The organism is Psychrobacter sp. M4, from assembly GCF_055699795.1.
The window spans coordinates 1,733,559-1,754,844 of the sequence record NZ_CM146740.1 but is presented as its reverse complement, the minus strand read 5'-3'; the positions used below and the strand labels follow the sequence as shown (position 1 = coordinate 1,754,844).

Annotated in this window: 12 protein-coding genes; 5 read left to right on the top strand and 7 right to left on the bottom strand. The window is 42.9% G+C overall.

Features of this window, described 5'->3' with window-relative positions:
• Positions 1–23 precede the first annotated feature (23 nt).
• On the bottom strand, positions 24–791 hold the full coding sequence (locus tag ACR63N_RS07175; protein ID WP_367107429.1) for an SDR family oxidoreductase: 768 nt from the start codon (positions 789–791) through the stop codon (positions 24–26).
• 279 nt (positions 792–1,070) lie between these two features.
• Between ACR63N_RS07175 and ACR63N_RS07170 the strand changes: the two genes are divergently transcribed.
• The 3 genes from ACR63N_RS07170 (at position 1,071) to ACR63N_RS07160 (ending at position 4,573) form a co-directional block, all read left to right on the top strand.
• Positions 1,071–2,459 (top strand): DUF2868 domain-containing protein, encoded by a 1,389-nt coding sequence (locus ACR63N_RS07170; protein WP_472782685.1) that lies wholly within the window; start codon positions 1,071–1,073, stop codon positions 2,457–2,459.
• A gap of 224 nt (positions 2,460–2,683) precedes the next feature.
• A complete protein-coding gene (locus ACR63N_RS07165) occupies positions 2,684–2,887 on the top strand; it encodes a hypothetical protein (RefSeq protein WP_367103187.1) in 204 nt (67 codons plus the stop codon).
• Between the two features lie 63 nt (positions 2,888–2,950).
• On the top strand, positions 2,951–4,573 hold the full coding sequence (locus ACR63N_RS07160; RefSeq protein ID WP_367103188.1) for a DUF3482 domain-containing protein: 1,623 nt from the start codon (positions 2,951–2,953) through the stop codon (positions 4,571–4,573).
• A gap of 103 nt (positions 4,574–4,676) precedes the next feature.
• Here ACR63N_RS07160 and ACR63N_RS07155 read toward each other — a convergent pair whose 3' ends face one another.
• From ACR63N_RS07155 to ACR63N_RS07145, 3 genes are all read right to left on the bottom strand, one after another.
• Entirely contained in the window at positions 4,677–5,687 is a 1,011-nt protein-coding gene (locus ACR63N_RS07155) for an ArsA family ATPase (RefSeq protein WP_367103189.1), read from the bottom strand.
• Positions 5,688–5,708: 21 nt separating this feature from the next.
• Positions 5,709–5,984 (bottom strand): cory-CC-star protein, encoded by a 276-nt coding sequence (locus ACR63N_RS07150; RefSeq protein WP_367103190.1) that lies wholly within the window; start codon positions 5,982–5,984, stop codon positions 5,709–5,711.
• 162 nt (positions 5,985–6,146) lie between these two features.
• Positions 6,147–7,820, bottom strand: a complete 1,674-nt coding sequence (locus ACR63N_RS07145) for a carbon starvation CstA family protein (RefSeq protein WP_367103191.1) — start codon at positions 7,818–7,820, stop codon at positions 6,147–6,149.
• A gap of 321 nt (positions 7,821–8,141) precedes the next feature.
• Between ACR63N_RS07145 and ACR63N_RS07140 the strand changes: the two genes are divergently transcribed.
• Together ACR63N_RS07140 and ACR63N_RS07135 are read left to right on the top strand one after the other, a co-directional pair.
• Positions 8,142–8,813: a hypothetical protein gene (locus ACR63N_RS07140; RefSeq protein WP_367103192.1), complete on the top strand. Its 672-nt coding sequence runs from the start codon at positions 8,142–8,144 to the stop codon at positions 8,811–8,813.
• A gap of 109 nt (positions 8,814–8,922) precedes the next feature.
• On the top strand, positions 8,923–9,486 hold the full coding sequence (locus ACR63N_RS07135) for a hypoxanthine-guanine phosphoribosyltransferase (RefSeq protein ID WP_472782684.1): 564 nt from the start codon (positions 8,923–8,925) through the stop codon (positions 9,484–9,486).
• Positions 9,487–9,570: 84 nt separating this feature from the next.
• Here ACR63N_RS07135 and recD read toward each other — a convergent pair whose 3' ends face one another.
• The 3 genes from recD to ACR63N_RS07120 all read right to left on the bottom strand — a co-directional run bounded on the left by recD (position 9,571) and on the right by ACR63N_RS07120 (position 20,935).
• The gene (gene recD, locus ACR63N_RS07130; protein WP_472782683.1) at positions 9,571–11,769 is read right to left on the bottom strand and encodes an exodeoxyribonuclease V subunit alpha; all 2,199 of its coding nucleotides are present in this window, start codon (positions 11,767–11,769) and stop codon (positions 9,571–9,573) included.
• An 84-nt stretch (positions 11,770–11,853) separates the two neighbouring features.
• The gene (locus tag ACR63N_RS07125; RefSeq protein WP_472782682.1) at positions 11,854–16,314 is read right to left on the bottom strand and encodes a UvrD-helicase domain-containing protein; all 4,461 of its coding nucleotides are present in this window, start codon (positions 16,312–16,314) and stop codon (positions 11,854–11,856) included.
• 64 nt (positions 16,315–16,378) lie between these two features.
• The gene (locus ACR63N_RS07120; RefSeq protein WP_472782681.1) at positions 16,379–20,935 is read right to left on the bottom strand and encodes an exodeoxyribonuclease V subunit gamma; all 4,557 of its coding nucleotides are present in this window, start codon (positions 20,933–20,935) and stop codon (positions 16,379–16,381) included.
• Positions 20,936–21,286: the final 351 nt, after the last annotated feature.

Sequence of the window (21,286 nt, the reverse complement as noted above, 5' to 3'; positions counted from 1 at the left end):
TTTTTTAGTTCTGATCCCTTGGGTTACCAAGGTATCGACTCCCCTGCCCAATCTATAAAACTCCCTGTTTGCTCAGCACTCATACCCGATAGCACATCTAGCAGTGCCTCTGCGCTATAGGCGGGCGAGAACAGATGACCTTCGGCAACATTAGCCTGAAACGGTGCCGATAATTGCGTATTGACCGTACCGGGCTGCATCACTACGACACAGACATCTTTTAAGGAGCGACCCCACTCGATGCTTAAGTTTTTCATGCCCATATTGAGTGCTGATTTACTCATCCTATAGCTATACCAGCCGCCAAGCTCATTGTCGCTAATACTCCCAACCCGGGCTGATATCGTTGCAAAGATCGCGGGGTTGTCATTATTGCGCTCAGATTTTGCCAATAAAGGTTTGATATGTTTAGCGATGAGCATGCTGGCTAAAGCATTGATTTGCATGTTTTGTAAAAAGAAATCGGTCTCGACTTGACGCAGGGCTTTTTCTGGCTGCGAGTGCTCGGTATGGAGCAGGCCTACGCAGTTGATCGCCCAGTCGATGCAGCTCGTGTGCGACTTAATCTCATCTATCGCCTCTTTAATGCTATCTTCATCACTGACATCCATCTTTAACCAGTATAAATCATCGGCTTCTATATCAGGTACGTTTTTGTGATAAGTGGCGAACACGCGTATCTTTGTTTGATCAGCAGTTTGCTCATTAGCAGTGGCAGCTGTTAAGTGCTCAACCATAGCTTTACCAATACCACCAGTACCGCCTACTATTAGATAGGTTTTATTATTCATTTTAGTATCCTTCTATTATTATCCATTTAATCATTCTGGCTGATTTTCTTATCTTTTACTATGCGCAAATCGTATTGGTTATAGATAAAAAGTAAAACATAACTACTATTTAGGTATGACCATTTACCTAAAATACTGCACTCATTTATTCCTCTTTTTTGAGAGCTTATGCCTTATACTAAAGTTTATACGCTACAATAATCGTTTTTTGGCAACAATTGTTTTTTAGCCTTTAAATCAATAACAACATTAACGTCTCTATTTGGATGTCATCGACACATGCTATCACCCCAAGACCAATTAACTGAGCTGGTACGTACCCTTGAGACTCGGCAACATGTTTTTGCAACCGATCCTTTATTAATAACTGAAAAGCTGCAAAATGAGGAGGGCAAGCCGATCCAAAAGCTGCATCGGCGCGCCTCGCGTATCGATAGCAATGGCAACCTTACGCGCGTACTGGGTAAGATTGATGGCCGTATCAAAGGCATTATGACGCTTATGAGCGTGGTTTGGTGTGTGTCAGGGTTTTTGGGATTATTTACTTTACTACAAGCCAACGTGGTCAATTTTTTCTACGTTTTGGTCTGCTTGCTAGGTTTTCATACCATCATGCTGGTAGGCTGGCTGGTATTAACGCTGATGAAGCAATCTAAGCAGTCCTCAAACTGGTTTGCCAATCTTGTCAGTCCTAGTTACTTAATACGTGGTAAAGACGATGTGACCCAAGCGGCGGTAAGCTTATACGAGCAGCAACTGCAGCACAGCGGTATGCGCTGGTATCTAGGCAGATTTAGTCATCAGCTGTGGCTTGCGACCTTAACAGGGATGCTGCTGGCGATTATATTTTTACTCATTGTGCGTCAATATAGCTTTAGCTGGGAATCAACGCTGCTGTCTGATCAGACGCTGATTACCCTCACTCAAGTGCTAGGCTGGCTGCCAAGTATGGTTGGTTTTAGCGTTCCTGATAGTGCGGCTATTGTCCAAAGCCGATTGGTGACTGACGCCCTGCCCTTATCGATCGCCCGGCAATGGGCGAGCCTGTTAATAGGTAGTTTACTCATGTACGGCATCGTGCCGCGAGCAATAGCATGGGTATTTTGTGCGCTGATGTTTCGTCGTAAAAAGATGCGCCTTGACACTAAACTACCTTACTATCAAAAGATTATTAATTTTTGGCAAAGACAAGTTATCGATGCTGATGATTTTAAGCAGACCCCTGCCCCCGTTGTGCCAAAAGCGACCGTTAGCTCTGGCAATAAGTTGGTGGCTCTACTTGAGTACCCCTCTAAGCAAGATAATTGGTGGCAGGCAGGTCTTAATCATGATCACGCCAAAACAGTAGCAAGTACGGTAGAAAATTTTGGTATTGTTGATGATCGTGAGGATATGGCACGTCTGACCACTTATCTGGATACCCATCCGGTACAAGTGATTTTAGGTATTCACAGTCAAGCGCTGCCCGATCGTGGCACGCTGCGTAAGCTTGATCAAATCGCCGGTCACGCCAAACATGGGTTAGCGGTACAGCTACTAGGTAGCGAGAATACGGATGTTGATTATAAAACCGCGCGTTATCAGCAGTGGCAAACAGCGCTCGCAACTAGGCAAATTGGATTGGTAGATAGTCATGAACCTTCGCCCGCTTCGAATGTCAATAAATAGGTAGGATGCTATGGCTAAAAGTTGTGATAATTTGGATCAATTAAGCTAAAGATGCTGCTTAGCCCATCAAGTGTGACCTAATATTAACTATACAAGCTTGTGTAGACCAAGTAAGGTCGTTTAGTTACAATAGTTTTTCGATCTTAAATTAATAGCATTAAAATAAGTATCTTTGACTTTTGCAAAATTAATAGAAAAGTTGGCAAAGATAAGGATAATAAACAATGAGAGATGACAAAAAAAGAACCTTAGAAGATTATCGTACGTTAACTAAAGATGGCGAGGTGTCTGTACATCTTACTCAAGATCAAAAGGCTATGATTCTAAAAACTTATGATTACGGTCTCAACAAGCTTACCGATATCGATGAGATGTTGTTGAGTGCGGTCATTCGTCAGATGAAAGCGGCTATTGATCAGGACAATTAAAAAGTAGCGTGCTATACAGCAATTATATAATAACTCTTACTATAAAAACGATAAGACCGCATTATGAACCATGATCATAACAATATCAATCGTCAGCCTAAAGGTCTTTTTGCGGATAAGGCTTATGAGACGTCGCCTACGTCTGATGATCCTATTATTAGCGATTCTACCGTAGATGATCATTCGTCTGTCTTGCACCCTTCTTCGTCTACATCTGCTAGTCAAACTACTTTCAAAACCACAGTTGCCAGCGACGAGCCGTTAAAACTGGCCGTCGTTGGTCATACCAATACTGGCAAAACCTCTATTTTGCGCACCCTACTGCGAGACGTTTATTTTGGTGAGGTCAAAAACGAAGCGGCCACTACTCGCCATGTGGAGCGTGCGCAACTGACGGATAGTCAAACTGGTGAAGTATTGGTGATGCTATATGATACCCCAGGACTTGAAGATGCCTCAGGTTTGATGGACTGGCTGGAGGACAACACCGCCAGTCGCCGTGATGGCATTGAGCGTTTGCAGCAGTTTTTGGCAGCGGATATTGCCTCAGGCGCTGCGACTGATTATGACGATTATAGCCAAGAAGCCAAGGTAATCCGGCAGCTGCTGGCAAGTGATATGGCTATTTATGTGGTTGATGCGCGTGAGCCAGTACTTGGGAAATATAAAGACGAATTGGCTATTTTGTCGTGGGCCGCTATTCCGGTAATGCCAGTATTTAACTTTACCGACAGCCAAGATGCTAATATTGACGCGTGGCAAACTATGCTGGCACGGCGTAATCTGCATATCTCTACGCGCTTTGATTCAGTAGCATTTGAGTTTGAAGATGAGATGCGGCTTTGGCAAAATCTAGCTACTATGCTCACCCACTCTGAGATGCTAGATCAGCTTATGCAGCGCCGGACTGAAGACTGGGCGCGTCTGTATGACGAGGCGAACATCATTATCGCTGATTTTTTGCTCAATGTTGCCGCTTTTGTGCGCGAGATTAATGACGATGATGATCCGATGCCCGTACTTGCGCAAATGAGGGAGGCGGTACGTCAAAGCGAGCGAGCTATGCAGCATAAACTATTAAATTTATATAAATTTTATGACAATGCGGTAGCCGCAACGCCGCTTGAGCTGCAAGCGTATCAGCAAGATCCTTTTGATCCTGAACTATTAAAGAGCTACGGTATTCGTACCACCTCCGGCGCGGCAGCGGGCGCATTACTGGGCTTGGGCATCGATGCAGCTGCACTGGGAACGACTATGGGACTGGGCGCCGCTATTGGCGGTATCGCTGGCGGACTGTTATCGAATACTAGTAGCATTGCAGATAAACTTAGCGGGGTTAAGCGTCTCTATATTGATCCTGCGACACTGACTTTGCTGGCGACACGTGCTATAGATTTATTGATGGCGCTTCGTCATCGCGGACATGCGGCGACCGATGCCACTCAGCTGCTTTATCAGGGCGAACAAACGGTTCAGCAAGATGATCCCGATAATGCTATGAATGATGGAACAGAAGATGAAACAGTAATAACGCCGTGGCCCTCGCACAAATTGCCGAGCGAGCTTAAAAGAGCACGCGGCAAACCGCAGTGGTCGTCTCTTAGTAGTGGTAACGCTGAACGCGCGCAAAGTTTACGCCTAGATGAGGCATGGTCGCTGTCAAGTAAATTGCAGCGTGAATAATATTGAACCCGAACAAATAATTTTTATAAGTACGCGTAGGGTGCACTCTACTCAGTATGAATCACCGCCTACACAAGAACATTTAAATAGTTAAGAGTCGCATTTAAGCTAATAACCCACTCAAAGCCTCAACACCGCGTACATCAGTTTGTTGTAAATAAATCGGATACACCGGATATTTTTTGAAGTTTTGTTCAATATCCCTCATCAATTGCTGCTGTCTATCGGCACGTTGCTGCCAAAAAGTATCCGTTTGCGTTGGAGTAATGAGTTGGTTAACGATGATCGCAGCTGGTGTAAGGTCACTTGCCTCTAACTGTTCAATAGCGCGTCTAGTCTCTGCCATTGGCAGTACATCAGCTGTCATGACTAATATAATCGCGGTCCGCTTGCGGTCATGCAGTAGTAGCCCTGCTTGACGAAACAGCTGTTTGCGTTTTTCTAACACTGATACCGCCTGCTCCCAGCGATCTGGTTTGTGTTTAGCAAATGGGTTCGCTACGTTGTTTTTACTGCTCATATCCTCTTTACTACTATCTAAACGAGTAGCGACCGAGCGCAATTTAGCTTGTCGTCTTTGCTGAGCAAGAAGCCCATCCGTCCAGGCTCCCATCATCTCCGGCAATACTAGCAAACGCAGCGTATGTCCAGTAGGCGCGGTATCAAAAATAATATGCTCATAACCGGCATCTGTCGCCGAGACTAAATGCTGGCACATAGATTCGAGCATGGCAGCTTCCTGAGCGCCCGGAGCGGACTTCGATAAGCGCAGGTGCTCACGAATTTTGGGCATCATATCTGGATTGGCGTAAGCGCTAATAGTGCGCTCAACTTGCGCAAAATGCGCGTCAACAATAACATCAGGATTCAATTCGAGCGCATCAAGATAAGGGGTTATAGCGGTTCTTTCATTGCTAAGTCTGACATTTAGCACATCGCCTAAGCTATGGGCAGGATCGGTTGAAATAATTAACGTTTTTTTGTTCTCACCAGCGAAGCGGCTGGCAAGTGCTGCTGCGGTCGTTGTTTTACCTACCCCGCCCTTACCGCCGACAAATATAATAGGCTGGCTTGCCAACTGAGTGACTAATACAGTTAACGGTTGTAGTGCCATGCTATCTACTCCACTCATTTATTAGCAGCAACCAATATGATCAAAGGGGCATCTATCCATACCCATTCTTGTATGCCATTCGTGAAAGTTTTCTAAAAATAAGGGCTGCAGCTCCAGTGTATAAAAGCTGGCAGGATTGTCGATACCCAAACTCTCAGCAAACATCATTAGCATAAAGAAATCTTCTTCATCACGAGCAGCACGCGCCATAGTTTGCCGGTATGGTGCATGGTAGAACTCATTAAGTCCAGATAAAAATCGTTGCCATAACGGCTGATTTATTGGTGTATTGTTCATGGTTTAACCTTAATTTTAAGATTTCAACTATTAGATAATATCATTAAGTGCTAATTTGCGCTGCGCTAACGTCACTCCTCATCCTAAAATACTCTACAACATAAAAAACGCCAGCAATTGCCAGCGTTCTTTTTGATTTTGCTTTAATCTACTTCATTAGCTCTAACTTTTACCTTTATGCTCTGACCATTCACGGCGTAGCACTGAAAAACTCTCAAAAGTTACCAAGATTGCCGCAATCAAAATGATAAGATCCATGATAATAAGCAACCAATTGCCGTCGTTAAAAAAGCTGACCAGCTGAATCAATAGTGCAAATACGGTCATCACCAGCAAGAAAGATAATGGTGCCAAGGTATACCAAACCGGTTTGCCTTTACGTAATAAAATCACCGTTACAATCATAAGGGTTAACGCTGCCATCAACTGATTCGTCGTGCCAAATAATGGCCATATAATCATGCCGCCCTCACCACTAATACCGCCAGCACCGAACGCTAACAACAGACAGCTTCCGACAGCCAGTAGTGTTGCAACGACATTTTTATTTAATATCGGCAGGTTATAAAACTCCCCAAATTCTTGGAAGATATAACGCTGCAGGCGTACCCCGGTGTCCATAGTAGTGCCTGCAAATAGCGCTGCCATGACTGTAAGCATAGTTTGTGACAATACTAAGTCGATACCAACGCCCGCGTTTAATATGGCCGCCCCGCCATCAATAAAAGCGCCGATAGAACCATCACCGAATTTTTGGTAGACCGCTTGCCAATCACCTAAAGTGGCAAAACCTGCCGTTGCAGCAAGCATAGCTCCTAATGCCAGCATGCCTTCACCCAAAGCACCGAAGTACCCCACAAAACGCACATCTTCTTCTTTATCAATTTGTTTCGATGTCGTGCCTGTCGCTACAAGTCCATGAAAGCCCGAGATAGCGCCGCAAGCAATCGTCACAAACAACAGCGGTAAAATTGACGGGGTGCCAATAGGTAGATCCGTATTAATAGCTGGCGCGACAATAGTAGGGGTTGAGATAAAGACGGCTGCGTACAACAAAATCAGACCAATAAATAACTGCAAACCATTGATATAGTCACGCGGCTGCAAAAGCATCCATACAGGTAATAAAGAGGCCACTGCCGCGTATGAGAATAAAATAATAATCCATACGGCGTTATCAGGTAGTCCTAAGAAAGTTTCAGGCAGGACTACTGGAAACATGGGACCGAGGTAAATAAGACCGTATAACGCGGTTACCCCGATAATGGATACCCAAATCAGATTCATATTATAACGATAAATACACTGCCCGATAATAAAGGCAACTACCAGCGCTCCCCATACAGGTAGTACCGCTGATGGGGTTTTGATCAGCATATTAGCAATAGCAACCCCAAATACGGCGTTGACCATAAGGAGTAATAAAAAGATAACGACCATCATTAAACTACGCACACGCGTACCCATGACAGTACCTGCAATAGAACCTATGGATTGACCTCGATTGCGCATACTTGCCCATATCGCCGACATATCATGGACGCCTGCCATAAATATTGTACCAAAGACTATCCAAAGTACAGCAGGTACCCAGCCCCAAATAACAGCGATGGCAGGACCAATAATAGGCGCCGCCCCTGCTACAGAGGTAAAATGATGTCCCCATAGGACGTATTTATTAGTAGGAACGTAATCCACTCCATCCTTCATCGTGTGTGCTGGCGTGGGGCGACTATTGTCTAGTGCTAAAATTTTGGTTGCGATAAATTTTGAATAAAAAAGATAACCGCAAACCATTGCGGCAACACCAAGTAATAATACAATGGCACTATTCATCTAATCTCTCCTTAGATAAATCAAGGATGGTCAAATACATATCCTTAATTAAGGTGTAATAGTATCAAACAAATTTTTTAACAAAATACTAGAGGCTTATCAAAAACTATCAACTGCCAACCTACAGTTGCAAAGTCCAAGTGTAGCTTATGTAACATAATATGTAACGTTTAATATCTGTTAACTCATAAAGCCAAGATGAAATAAATCTAATCTAATCAAAAATTTGTGTCGTTGAATAACTGTGTTTTAGCAGCAAAATTTAGTTATACTGACTCCTAAAAATCAAGAAGCTAATATATAAGATATAAAGGGGCCATAATGGCAAAGTATTTTGGGTTTATACCCTCAGATAAGCTCAGTGAGATGATTGACGAAGCTGAACATATCATTACCTCAAACCAGCAAGTGGATTATTATCCTTATCGCAACAAGCTTACCCAACAAATTGCTCGGGAACTGATTGATAACTTATTAGTAGGTTTGATTGATGTGATTCCAAACTCTGAGCGTCAAGCAGCCATGCGTAAAATCGTAAGTACGGTTGAGCGTACGACAGAGACGCTACTAAGCGTACTACTAGGTAAAGATAAAAACGAAGACATTATGCCAAGCTTTAATTTCTTGAAAAACGAGTCGATGTTTATAGATAATGAGGGCAAGCGCCGAGTCGGCTTCAAACTATCTGATAGCGCAGATCAAACCATTACTGAAGGCTATGCAGCAGTGACTCCTGATGATGTGGATAAAGCTAAATTTAAAGCCGCGCTTGAGACTATGAATGAAGAAGCGCTAACCCATTTTATTACTCATTTTACCGAGACTCTTAAGCTTGGTATGATTAAACGTAGCTCTATCCCTGTAGCTAAAGCAGGTATCGACAAAGGCATGAGCATGGCGCTCAATAAACTACTGCCTCAGCTACCTGATGCTGGTCTTAACCGTCTAGCTAGCTTTTATCGTCCTTTTTTTATAGAAAAATCAGAATCATAAAATGGGTATTACTATAGAACACTAATTTTGTGCCCAATACCATATGATGTTAGGCAAATTTACTAAAATTTGCTAGAATAAGCAGCACTTTTTATCCAAGGCGCATCTCATGACTCAAATCAGTAATCAAGAAATAGAACAAACCTTACGCAATTCAGAGTGCCTTATTAGCAGCATTGAAGTAGCCGCCGCTTATGAGCGTCTCGCTGCCCAATTGAATCTTCATTATGCCGGCCTTAATCCAATCGTTATGGTCGTTATGAACGGTGGCCTGATCCCAGCCGGACAGCTGCTTACTCACCTAACCTTTTACCACCGTATGCACTACATTCATGCTACTCGCTATCGTGATAATGAAGGTACTAGTGAGCTTGATTGGAAGTTTAAACCTGATGTTAGCCTTGAAGGCGAGCATGTCTTACTTATTGACGATATCTTTGATGAAGGTATTACCCTAAAAGCCATCGTAGAAGAATTGGGTAAAGAAAATCCTGCCTCTATTGATTGCTGCGTGCTGCTCAATAAAGAGCATGACCGTAAAATAGATAACTTTGAAGTAGATTTTGTCGGTATCAATGTTGCCGATCGTTATGTGTACGGCTGCGGCATGGACTTTCATGGTTACTTGCGTCACCTGCCTGGCATCTATGCGATTAAAGAAGATAAATTATAAGTTTTAAACATTTTATTGATATTAAAAAAGCATCCGATTTGGGTGCTTTTTTTGGACTAGAGATTAAACTATTTTTTGTCTTATTCATTTACTCAAATTAGAAAATTGCAGTGCTAGACCTGTATAGCGCTGCGTTGGTGTTTGAACCGCCTTCTCTAAAGTAGGTTTGGTACTGTATATGGTTACTTGCTCTTTAGCGCGAGTTACTGCGGTATAGATAAGTTCTTTGCTCAATAATTTTGCATGAGTACTATCAAAAGTAATAGCCACATGATCAAACTCAGATCCTTGTGATTTGTGAATAGTCATTGCATATGCTGTAGCAATCATTTCCTCGTTTAGCAAATTAATGGCTATCCCCTGCTTTTTATTTTCAAAAAATACTTCCATTTGGTTTCTATCATCACCAATTTGTAAGCAAAACCCAATATCACCATTGAATAGTCCTAGCTCATAATTGTTTTGTAGAACCATGACTGGACGACCATGAAACCAAGTATTCTGACCCAGCGGTAATTTTAACTCGGTGAGATGCCATTGCGTGAGATAGTTATTAATATAACGATCACCCCATTCACCATTGTGACCAGCGCACAGGATTCTAAACTCATTAAAAGTTTTCATTAATGAGGTAATTATATTCTTTGTTGGTTCTGGCACGGATTTTTCTATTGGATTTTCTAATAGTTTTTTGATTTCAGATAGATAATTATCGTACTTTATTACTGTATTTGGTGTTGTTTTATTTTTACTTAGGCTATTTTTATTATCTATAGATGTTGCTGTTCGCGACACATTGAGATTCTGAAAACTTAGCGCCTTATCTTGCTCCAACAACTGCCAAATAGTAGCAATATTAGTCTCCGCTTTATTAATTTGATATGCAAGCTTACCAATACCAGAGTCTGCACTAAAACGGCGGCTCTCTGTTAACTGCACATGGATAGATTGCAATAATGGAATACGGCACAAATCGGACAATACTGCTCCTGCATCAACCGCTGCCAATTGATTAGCATCTCCTAGCAATATAAGTCTAGCGCTTGGCTTTACCGCACTCACAAGATAATTGGCCAATTCAACCCCTAGCATAGAGGCCTCATCAACGATGATAATATCTTCACCTAGTGGATTGTTAGCATCGTAACGCGGCCTACCCGTTCTTCCAATGCCTAACAAGCGATGAATGGTTTTGGCTTCTTGCAATTGTATATCTACATTTGCTAAATTTAGAGCCGCTTGTAGAGACTCTTGCATGCGTTGTGCTGCCTTACCAGTTGGCGCTACTAATGCTAGACTAGCACTGTCTGTGCTGAATTTAACGTTTTCATGCTCATCAGTCCTACCCTCTGTCACTTGTTGTAGCGCGATTACTAATTGAGCGACGGTATAGGTTTTACCTGTGCCTGGGCCACCAGTAATGATACTAAAGGCGTTATTATTGGCCACATCAATGGCGGTCACCTGCTTCTCGTGTAGACCTTTAGGTACTGATATCTGCAGAGGCGTTACTTTCTGTTGTAAAATATTGTTGACGTGCTTGACTAAGTTAAATTCTGCTTGCCAAGAGCGATGTAGCCAAAATGTGAGTGATGTTATTGAATTATCAGCTTGATCTTCAGGACTTTGCATTTGATAGATTATTGGCTGATTATTTTTACTTAGGCTATTTTTATTATCAACAATACCAACATTAACATCAGTAAATAAAGCATGATCATTTACCGAATTAATGAAAGACGTCAAGTCAGTATTTTTTAGTAATTGGTATAGTGCTACAACCGTATCTAAACGTTTGACCAATCTCTCTTTTTCATAATTGCTAAGCGCTAACTGCTCCCATAACGATTCTCGCTTGCTAAATAAGGTATTTAGCGACCCAAATAACAAAGGTTCATCTATTGACTCTTCTTCTAAAAAATTATCTTCTGCTTGCATCTGTATTGGAGTATCAATAAGAGTAAGGATCGGCGCTGCTAGTATCTCAAGCAGTTGCTGTTGCCAAGCATATAGTGTAACTCTCTCATCATTGACTCGACCTTGTAAAGGTGCTTCATGCTCCGCTATCTCAATAGTTAATACTGTATGTCCTTCTTCCAAATGAGTAGCTAACAAAGTAAATATAGCAATAAATAAGCCGTTTTCTTTATCCGTATTAGCTGTTGTAGCGCTCGCGTCATACGCTTGATGTGTTTGCTGACGGCGTAACAAAATATAATCGCTGATGGTGCTAGCCCAGCTTTCTTGTGAGCTAATTGCTGCCCTACTCTGGTTATTATTCATAGTATGCTTATCTCTTTTATCAAGTGTTTATCGGATTAAAAACTGTAAAAGTCATGGTTCATGTGCTTCGTTATTCATAATTGATTAATTGGGAATACCAAACAACGAATCTAAGCCCTTGATAAAATCAATAGGAATATCCCAAGTGACTAATCCATAACGCTCATTGTGCACCCAGTTGTTATTATTAGAATTATCCTCACTTTGTGGAATAGCTGATTTAGAAGATGAGTCATAAACTCCCCGTAAAAAGACATATTCAACTGCTCCTAGATACTTATCTTCATTACCTTCATAATCACTAACCCTTATAGCAAGGAATCGATGTAGTGCCACTTGATAAATTGCTGCTTGTAGCCAATATCCGGCCTTGGACATAGCTTGCTTGAGTGTATTTTGGTTATAATTACTTAGGCTATTTCCTAAAAAGTTACTCTTATAATCGACAACATAATACTTGCCAGCATGCTCATAGACCAAATCAATCTCGCCGCGCAAGTAACGATACAAATGTGCTTTATTCTGCGGGACGAGGTTGATATGTTTGTCTTTATCATCGGGAAGATACTGCTCAAAGAGTCTATTAATATCCTGTGCCTTAAAGGTCTCTGACAAACCCATGTTAAATTCTAACTCAGCGAATCGTCTATTTTTATCAATAGACTTCAAAGGCTGGTTGGAGGCTAATAGCGGCGTAGCTAATACCTCATCAATCCAAGTCATTAAGTCTTCATGCGCGGTCACATCTATCGTGTCCAAATCCAGCGGACGACTCTCCTGTTTTTGTTTGGCTTGCAATATACGACTTTGTTGCTCAGCGCTACTATAGATTAGTGGCAACTGATAGCTACTAATAGCTTTGTCGATGACTTGCGACCATTTAGAGTTATTATTGAAGTCTATTTTTTCAAATATCTCATGCAAAAACGTACCAGCGTTGGCCCCTTTGATAAAGCTAAAGCGAATATCATCCTCTGACTTGAGACTTAATTCACCTAAAGATTCAAGAGAATCATTGCTATTGGATAATGGTTCAACTGTTACTGAAGACTCTGTCATATCAATATCTATGGCATCATCAATACGCTCATCGACCACAGCCATCGCTTGTGTCGATTCATCAAGCTGACGGGCTAAAGCGGTAAAACTGGTCTTGGCCCAACCATAAAAGTAATGGGTCTTCATGATTTCTGAAAAAGCAGCATATTCAATAGTCTCTGTCATAGGTTTGACAGTGGCAAGCTTGGTATTATTATTTAAGCCTGTTGAATTGACATAATTATCATCATAGAACGCATTGACATTATGCCCTCTGAGCATACCTATGGTGCCTTTGAGCCTATCCGGTAATTCAAACTTTGCTTCTGCGGACTCAAACCAGTAAAACACTGGTTTACGATTCATATCTCTTGTACTACTCGGATCTTTCAGTACGACATAAAGTTGCTCACTGGCCCGAGTAAAGGCGACATAACCAAGCCTGCGTAGCTCATCGAAGTCCTCTTGAGTCTCAATATCTGTAAAGTGACCCTCTGTAGTAGCAGAGTCCTGCACAGCAGAGAAGCGGCGCTGATTACCTATCGCTTGTTGTCTTAAACTTGCAGAGGTTTGGCTAGCATTATACAAATACAGCCCGTACTTCTCTTTATTGCCCGACCTCCTACTGGCGTCGCCCATACCGAGCACATAGACAATGGGGAACTCAAGCCCTTTTGACTTGTGAATAGTCATCAGCTGCACGCCAGACTCTGTAGGTAACGGGTATTGCTTAGCCCAATCGCTATTGGGCGCCGCCTCTATGTTTTGTCTAAACCACGCCAATAGCTCATGCTCACCCATGCCGATACCGTACTGCGCCAAGACGTCCATTACGTGACGCAAGTCCATGATATGACGGTCGCCATCTTTGTGAGCGGCTAAGGCTTGCCAAACGCCTTGCGATTGAATGGGGCTTTTATCCAATAAATAATGTAGCGCCGACAAAATACCAAAATGCTGCCAACGCTGCGCGCCCTCTTTTATATAGGTAATAAAATCTTGATAACTTTTTTTATTATTAGTCGTTTGGTTATTAAATACTTTGTCACTACTTTCTTCAATCCCTGACTCGTAGTCAGTCATCATAGCTTTGACGTCTTTGATACTCAGACCATATAGATGACTGGTCAGCACCCGATTAACGATGTCATGTCGATAAGGGTATATCATCGCGCTAAGTAGCGCCGCCACGTCCTCGGCCATGATGGTCTCAAAGATACTGACGTCACTAGTGGTCAAGGTTGGCACTTTGAGCTTAACCAACTCGTCTTCTACCCGTTTTAAATCTTTTTTGGCCCGTGCCAGTACACCGATATCACTAGGCTGAATCGGCTTGCCATCCAAGGTTTGCGCACTGCTGAGTAAAGCGGCAATATGCCGCGCTGTGATCTCGAACTCATCGTACTCAAGCTCAGCATCTTTACCGTCAGGTAGATGCAATAAGCTAACAGGCTGGTTTGATAACACCTGTGTCACTAAAGCGCTCGATTGAGATTCTAAATCATTAAACCAAGACAGCTGGTTTTGTGGTTTGGCAGCCTTGATATGCTGATAATAAATGCCGCTACCCAACTGCGCTAACTTATTTTCAGTAGTCATTGCCATTGGCATACCAAACCAGCAATTCAGAGCATGAATCACACTGGCATTTGAGCGGCGGTTAACATCCAGCGTCCAAAGGCTGCTTTTGTCAAACTGAGCTTTCATATAATTGTAGTTAGACACATCACCACCACGAAAACCATAAATAGCTTGCTTAGGGTCACCAACCAATAGTAAAAACTCATGACTGGACTTTTTGGAAGCTGACGGTTTATCGTTATCAGAATTTTTGTTCTTTTTCTTGGACAGATAAATACTCTCAATCATAATAGCTTGCTCGCCATTGATGTCTTGCGACTCATCAATCAAAGCGACTGGATAATGGTGACGAATGTAACGCGCCAGCTTTTGCCCTTGCCTGCCCGTCAACGCTTGGTTTAAACGCACCATTTGTAGACTATAAGTCGTTTCACCGCGCTCCTCTAAAATAACCGGCAATCTGTCACGTACCGCAAGTACAATTTGGCGGTTAAGATTAGCTAAGACCTTGTTTATATACTCATCGAGCCTTTCGCTTTCTTCAATATACCGTTTAAAGTCACGAACCACTTGTAACTCATTAAATATTAAGTTAATTCTTTCACCATCTTTGGGCTTATAAAACTGCTTGCCTATGTCATCAGTTTTCTGAAAAGCTTCAATTAGCTTCCCAGTATGAGTTTTTGAGTCCGATATAAATTTGTAGGCAGTTGAACCAGCATCTTTTAATATTTGAATTATTTTTGGCCAAGAGTCTCTGTTGTTTTGCAACTGCCCTTTGGGAACTTCATAATATTCACCTTCAAGCTTAAAAAAATCGTCAAGCTCATTACTGCGCTCAACAATACTACTTATAAGCCGCTCATAATTCTCAAAAGAAAAATCATCTACCACAACCTCATCAATAGGCGCAGAGATAAAATTAAGCGAGCGCATCACAAACTTTTTATGATCGCTGACGGCAGTCAGCTTGCCTTGCTGCTCTAGTAGCGCATACAGTTTAGGCTGCTCATAATATAACCTACTTTGAAACTGACGCAGCTCATCATGAATAATACTGTCAGTGACCTGCTCAATGGCGCTATCTTCTATAATCCCCATGCCTTGCTGATGACCGGTCTCACTACTGTACTCCTTCAACCATTTTTGCGCCAAGCTATCGAGCGTACCGACAAATAATCTATCGAGCGTCGTTAATACTAGTGCCGTGCGGCGAGTAGCCTCAGCCATCGAATAGGTCTGCACATGATCCAGCAAATAACCCACCAAATGCAGGTTAATGGGATCTTGCATGATGTCGTCTAAGCGCGCATATTTAGCCTGTTCTACTAACCATTTTTCACGATCTTTTTTGACCTGTATACGCTTTTTTGCAGCGGCTTTTTTATCATAGGCAAGGTCTTGGTTACTGTTTTGATTAAGGCTTTGATCAAAGGTGTCAGCATCGGTCTCAGTAGCTAAGTCGCTGCCTTCTTGCTTTTTGCCATTATTATCAGGTGTTATCTGCAAAATGGTGGGATATAAATCATTCTTATTATCAAGATTAGTGCTTAGGCTATTTAGCCACTGTAATAACTGATAAAAATCAACCAAGCGGTCATGAATACGCTGACGCATCTCAGCTGCAGCGGCTCGGGTAAAGGTAGTGGCGATGATTTGCTCTGGCGCCCGCCGTGCTTCAATCAGTAGACGCAGCACAATGCCTGTTAGCGTCCACGTTTTACCGGTACCGGCTGAGGCTTCAATAAGATGCCGACCACTCAGAGCAACCTCGACTGCTGGCACTGCATCTGCCCTACTCTCACTACTATCCTTGCCTTCAGAAATATTGGCAGAGGCAGCAGATAATTTAGAGGCTTCATCTAAGTCACCATCGACTAAGCTTGGTGGTGTAAAGATATCAGTGGTGTCGATAAAGTCGGTCATATAGGCGTACACTTTTAATTTTTATTTATCCGATTAAGAAATCAGAAACAGGCTATTACAGTTATCAACCATCTAAACTCTGTAGGGCGTTAAACATCGGTTCATACAGCGGTGGCGCTAAAGTCGCTAGCGCCATAGATAAAGCTTTAAACGCATCTTGATCACGTAGTACGTATTGCCAAATAGCATGCTGCGAGCAAGTATCGTATACCGTATCTGCCTGGTAGCTCGGTCTTAACCAGTCTGAGAAATCGGCGCGTTTTGGCCAATAGCTGCCCTCACCACTCTCTTCAGCTTTGAGATACTTTTCAAGATAGCTGAGCGCGTATTCTGGCAGTAAGGTAATAGGTACTTGACCTGCAAGCTTACCAAAAATGGCCCATTTAATAAGCTCAATTACAGCGTCTTCATAAACCATTGGCCTGAGCTTAAAGGCGGTCGCATTCTCATAGGCTTTAACTTGCGAGCTGGATTTATTAAAGCGCCAAATACTCATCCCATCATCGAGCGCTACTTGCTCAGCAGTAGTACGTCTGGCCACTTGCCAATACAGATGCGACAACCAAAACTTAAGTAAATGCTTAGGGCTGGCGGAGTTGGGTAAAATATTTAACCACTGCTTGGGTGATTTATCGCTATAGGCTAGCGCTGGGTGTTCTTGAGAGCGCTTATTAGGGGCATTTATTGGCCCTGATATTGGTAGTGAGATCGGTACTGAGCCTTTTATCTTAATATGTTTGGGCAATAGGGTAAGTAGTGGTTCGCTATCAGTATGATTCAGCACAGTCGCCAGCTCTATCTGCACCGGATGCTCAGTAGTTGGCGTAAGTAGTTGCAAGCTTGTAATAATATCTTCTCTATCCTCATTAGGCGCTTTAAACTCATCAAAGCCATTAGCTACGAGCTGCTCTTTGAACTCCATACACTGCTGCTGCAATTTTTGTTGTTGATTAGGCAAGGTAGTTTGACGAGCCACACCTGCTGGCATGATTTTTTGATATAGCAAGGTTTGACTGACCATCTGCGCCGTAGCACTGTCCTCCTGCTCATTGGCCGTACCGTTCACCATGTTATTAATCAAATACTCTTTAATCTTGTAGGTATTTAAGTTATCTAAAAACAGTGGCTCTTGGGGCGTCATCGCCTTCTCGCCTTGCATCACATGCACCTTTTGGGTACGTAAAAAAGCTTTGGCAGGATGGCGTACTTGATAGGTCAGCACCCCTTCGATATCTATCTCACCAATATTAAACACGGTATCAAACAGAGCTTGAGTAAGCGCTTCATTTATCTCGCTAGCATTAACATCAGAATCAGCACTCAAAGAAGCGCCTAGCCCTAACATATCCACTAATGCTGCCAAGTTTTTATTGAAAGCTTGATTAAAAGTTTGCTGGCCCACCTGTGCCAGCCGCCCTAGGTTCTGACTAAGCAGCTGAGCTATTGACTCATACTGTGATTTTGTCGGTAAGCTTACCAGTTGGTCCTGCGCGCTAAAGCCTCTGTTCTTTAAGTTCTTAAACACAGCTTGCCATAGCGGCGCCGGTGGAAACTGCTTTTTTTGCGCAAGCTTAGCTTTACGCATGGCTTTGTTCAATATAGCGTCTAGCTCATTGGCAGTATCAGTAATATTAGCAGCGCTACTGTTTTGAGTATTTTTTTCAGTTGCTTGTTCAGTCTCTTGTTCAAAGACATCAGCGTCTTCGATGTTTGTTTCGAACAAACTCTCATGAAAAGGTAGTGCAGGATGTTCAGTCACCAGCCACTGCTTAATTAGTTTTGGCAGATAGCGCTTGAGATTCTCGGTGGTGGGATTAATATGCTCAGGCAAAGTCTCCAATGTGTCTGTCTGTAATGTATACAGGCCATCTAGTGAACTTATCTGCCACTGCACCTCACCTTGCAAAAACTGTAGCAGCTCACTTACCGGATTAGCGGGTAGATGTTCATGAGTATCCGTCAGACTTTGACCGTTATAGAATATCCAACAAGCACTACGCGCGCATAGCATTGCATCCAAAAATGCGCCATTATCATCATCTTCACTGACCCTATCACCACGGCGGCTAATAGTGGCTTTCATCAAATCATAGCGGTTATCACGGTCACGGGCTGGGAACTCAGAGAGGTCCATATTAAGCATGACCACCAGCTCGAAGGGTACGTTACGCAGCGCCCCAAAGCGACCAAAAGTAATTACGCCAGTAGGCTCAGCACTAACCTGCTGACTCTCAAGCTCGGCCTCGATACTGTCTAACATAAAGCTTAGTTTGAGCGGCAACTGCTCAACCCCTGCCAGCTTTTGTTCTACCTCTTTATTATCGTTATCGCTGCTGGCGTACTGTCGATAGTAGCGGTTGGCGCGTAAGCTAGATTTAAAACCGTTCATCGCATTATAGATAGCGCGCATAGTACGGGTCTGATCCACATCACCAAAATAGCGATGAATCACTTGACTCTCAATCTGATCCAGCCAGTCCTCCGCTTTCATCTTTTGGGTATGGTCATCACGTCTCTCAGCCAGACCACTATAAATGCGGCAAAGAGCTTCCACAATCATCGCATCATTTAGGCTCACTTGTGGTAATGGTAGGCTCATCTCTGGCATTGCTGTACTTGGCCAAGCATCATCAGCCAAAGGATATAAGCAATCACTTACACTTGCCTCTGGCATCACCAAACCCAAGGTCAATCTATCTAAAGCTTGAGCAAAGCTAAAACGGTAATCAAAGTCGTTACTATCTAGCGTCTGTTTAAGATGCCCCTCATCAAAACCGCGAATAAAGCCTGCCTCCACTAATAAATCACAGCCCCGGCTCATTTGCTCATGAGTCAGTCCAAAGCTCTCAAACAAAGGCGGTAGCATTAGCCAATCCAAGACTTCAGCTGCCTCAAAGCGGGCACTATGACTGCCTAATAGCTTATAAAAACCAATAATCGCTTCCCATAACTGACGAATATCGGCATCAACGACACCTGTCACTTTTGCAGGCAAAGTCAAACCGTCTTGTCCTTTACCACCAACAAAAATAGAACTAATAAGTGCATGATGACGCTCGACATCGGGCATCAATACGACAATTTCTGAGATATGGCGTTTTTTCTCGTCAGATTTGACTGGTTCATTTAGCCAGCGCCCAATCATAATACGTAGCACTTCAAGTTGGCGTTGCAGGCTATGACAAGAATGAATGCTTAGGCTATTATCTTCAGAAGACATGGCCCAAAAACGCTCTTTCTCAAAGTGTTTATTCGCCAGCGTCTCATCGTCATACCACGGCGTGTCTTGCCCATCTTGATCAAAGTCCAGCTCTATTTGCGCACTCACGGCTTGCGAAACTTTTACAGCAGTGGCTTGCTGAGTAGATTGCTCATCAAGCATCAATACATCATTTTGCAAGCGCTTTAGTAAACTTGGACTGTTCTGAGTGTCTTGAGAGCTGTCGAATTTATTAAGACTATTTAGGTCGTTAAGACTATCAAGGTTATCAGTATCATAAATGCTGTCATTAAATTTATCTTGCCACTCTACCAGTGCGTCAAAGTGTTGCTCATTCCCCGATAAGTTGGCGAGCATAGCAAAGGTATCGCGCGACTGCTTACCTAGACGCGATAGCAAGCTATGTCCATAATCCCGTAAAAACACACTCTCAGGATTGATAATTTGCTGGCGCTGTAGCCATGCCTTGTCAACAATATCAGCCCAAAACAGCTTAGAGGGATTGTAGTGCAGCAGGGTGATATCCATGTATTTGGATAAGCGCTGCAAAAAATCAAGCTCGGTCTGCGGCAGCTGCTGAATGGTGAAAATACGCAAAACTTTAGGCAACTGCGCGCGTGCGTTTGCTTTATTACTCTCAAGGGCTGACCAAAACACCTCTTCAAGCGCTGTTCGGTGCAGGTGTACACCAGCAAACAGCTGCGACCACAAAAAGCGCTGAGCAACCTCAAGCTCAATATAATGTTCAACCAGCCACTCTGGTGTGGCGCGTGCATACTTATCAAAGCGCAGTGACAAAGCATCTTTATCGGCTATTAGTTTATCCACATCAAGCGGTTTATTATGCGACCACAGTGCTAGCCAATCCTCACGATGAGTTAAATAACGGCTAAACACCCGCGCCAAATCGCTTGCCAGCTGCCAAATACGCGCATCTTGTTGAGCCCTATCTTGTATATCGTCTAGCTGAACCTCTGCTTGCGGCTCATCAATCAAAGACGCCAGTAGTGGATTCACCGGATGTTTTTCATCTGCAACAATTAACTTTTGATAATAGGTCAAGTATCCAAACAAGCGCCACTGCATCACTGTGGGTGACAACACTGCAACCTCAGGTACATTCAGAGTTGTCGCTTCAGGATTTTGCGCCAATAAAGAAGCGTTGTGGCAGCTTAACACCTCCTGCATCAATGTCCACTGATACTGCCCCCAAAAGGTCGTGGTCACCAAGGTGCTAATACCGGCGCGACTGGCAATCGTTTTGTCCAGCCAATCACCGAGTACCATTGAGGGTACAATAACGATAAATTCTGCAAAGATAGGTTGGTTTTTGGACTGATAAGCTTTTAATAACTCATCAACCAAGCGTTCGGTACGGTGCGACTGTATAATGGTAAACATAGACAATAATCTGATTAGAACAATGAAGTAAGCGTTATATGAGGCCAGTAAATCTCACAGCAAGAGCTTGTTTGTACGGTTAAGAATGAGGCGGCTACTAATTATAGTTGTGCAGTCGTGCTTACTTTTCATTTCTGCTAAGATAGCTTGCAACATTGTATATAATAAAACACTAGTCAATAGTTGATAATAAGCTCTATAATGTCGTAGTGTGCCATTAATAATTTTTATTTGCCAGTCTATGCGTATAACCGTCAATGACTTACGACAAATAGTGTCGTTTAGATAATTGAAGCTTTTGTAAACTATTTAGTCCTTGTTTTTATTACCCTGTTATAAGACCTTATTATT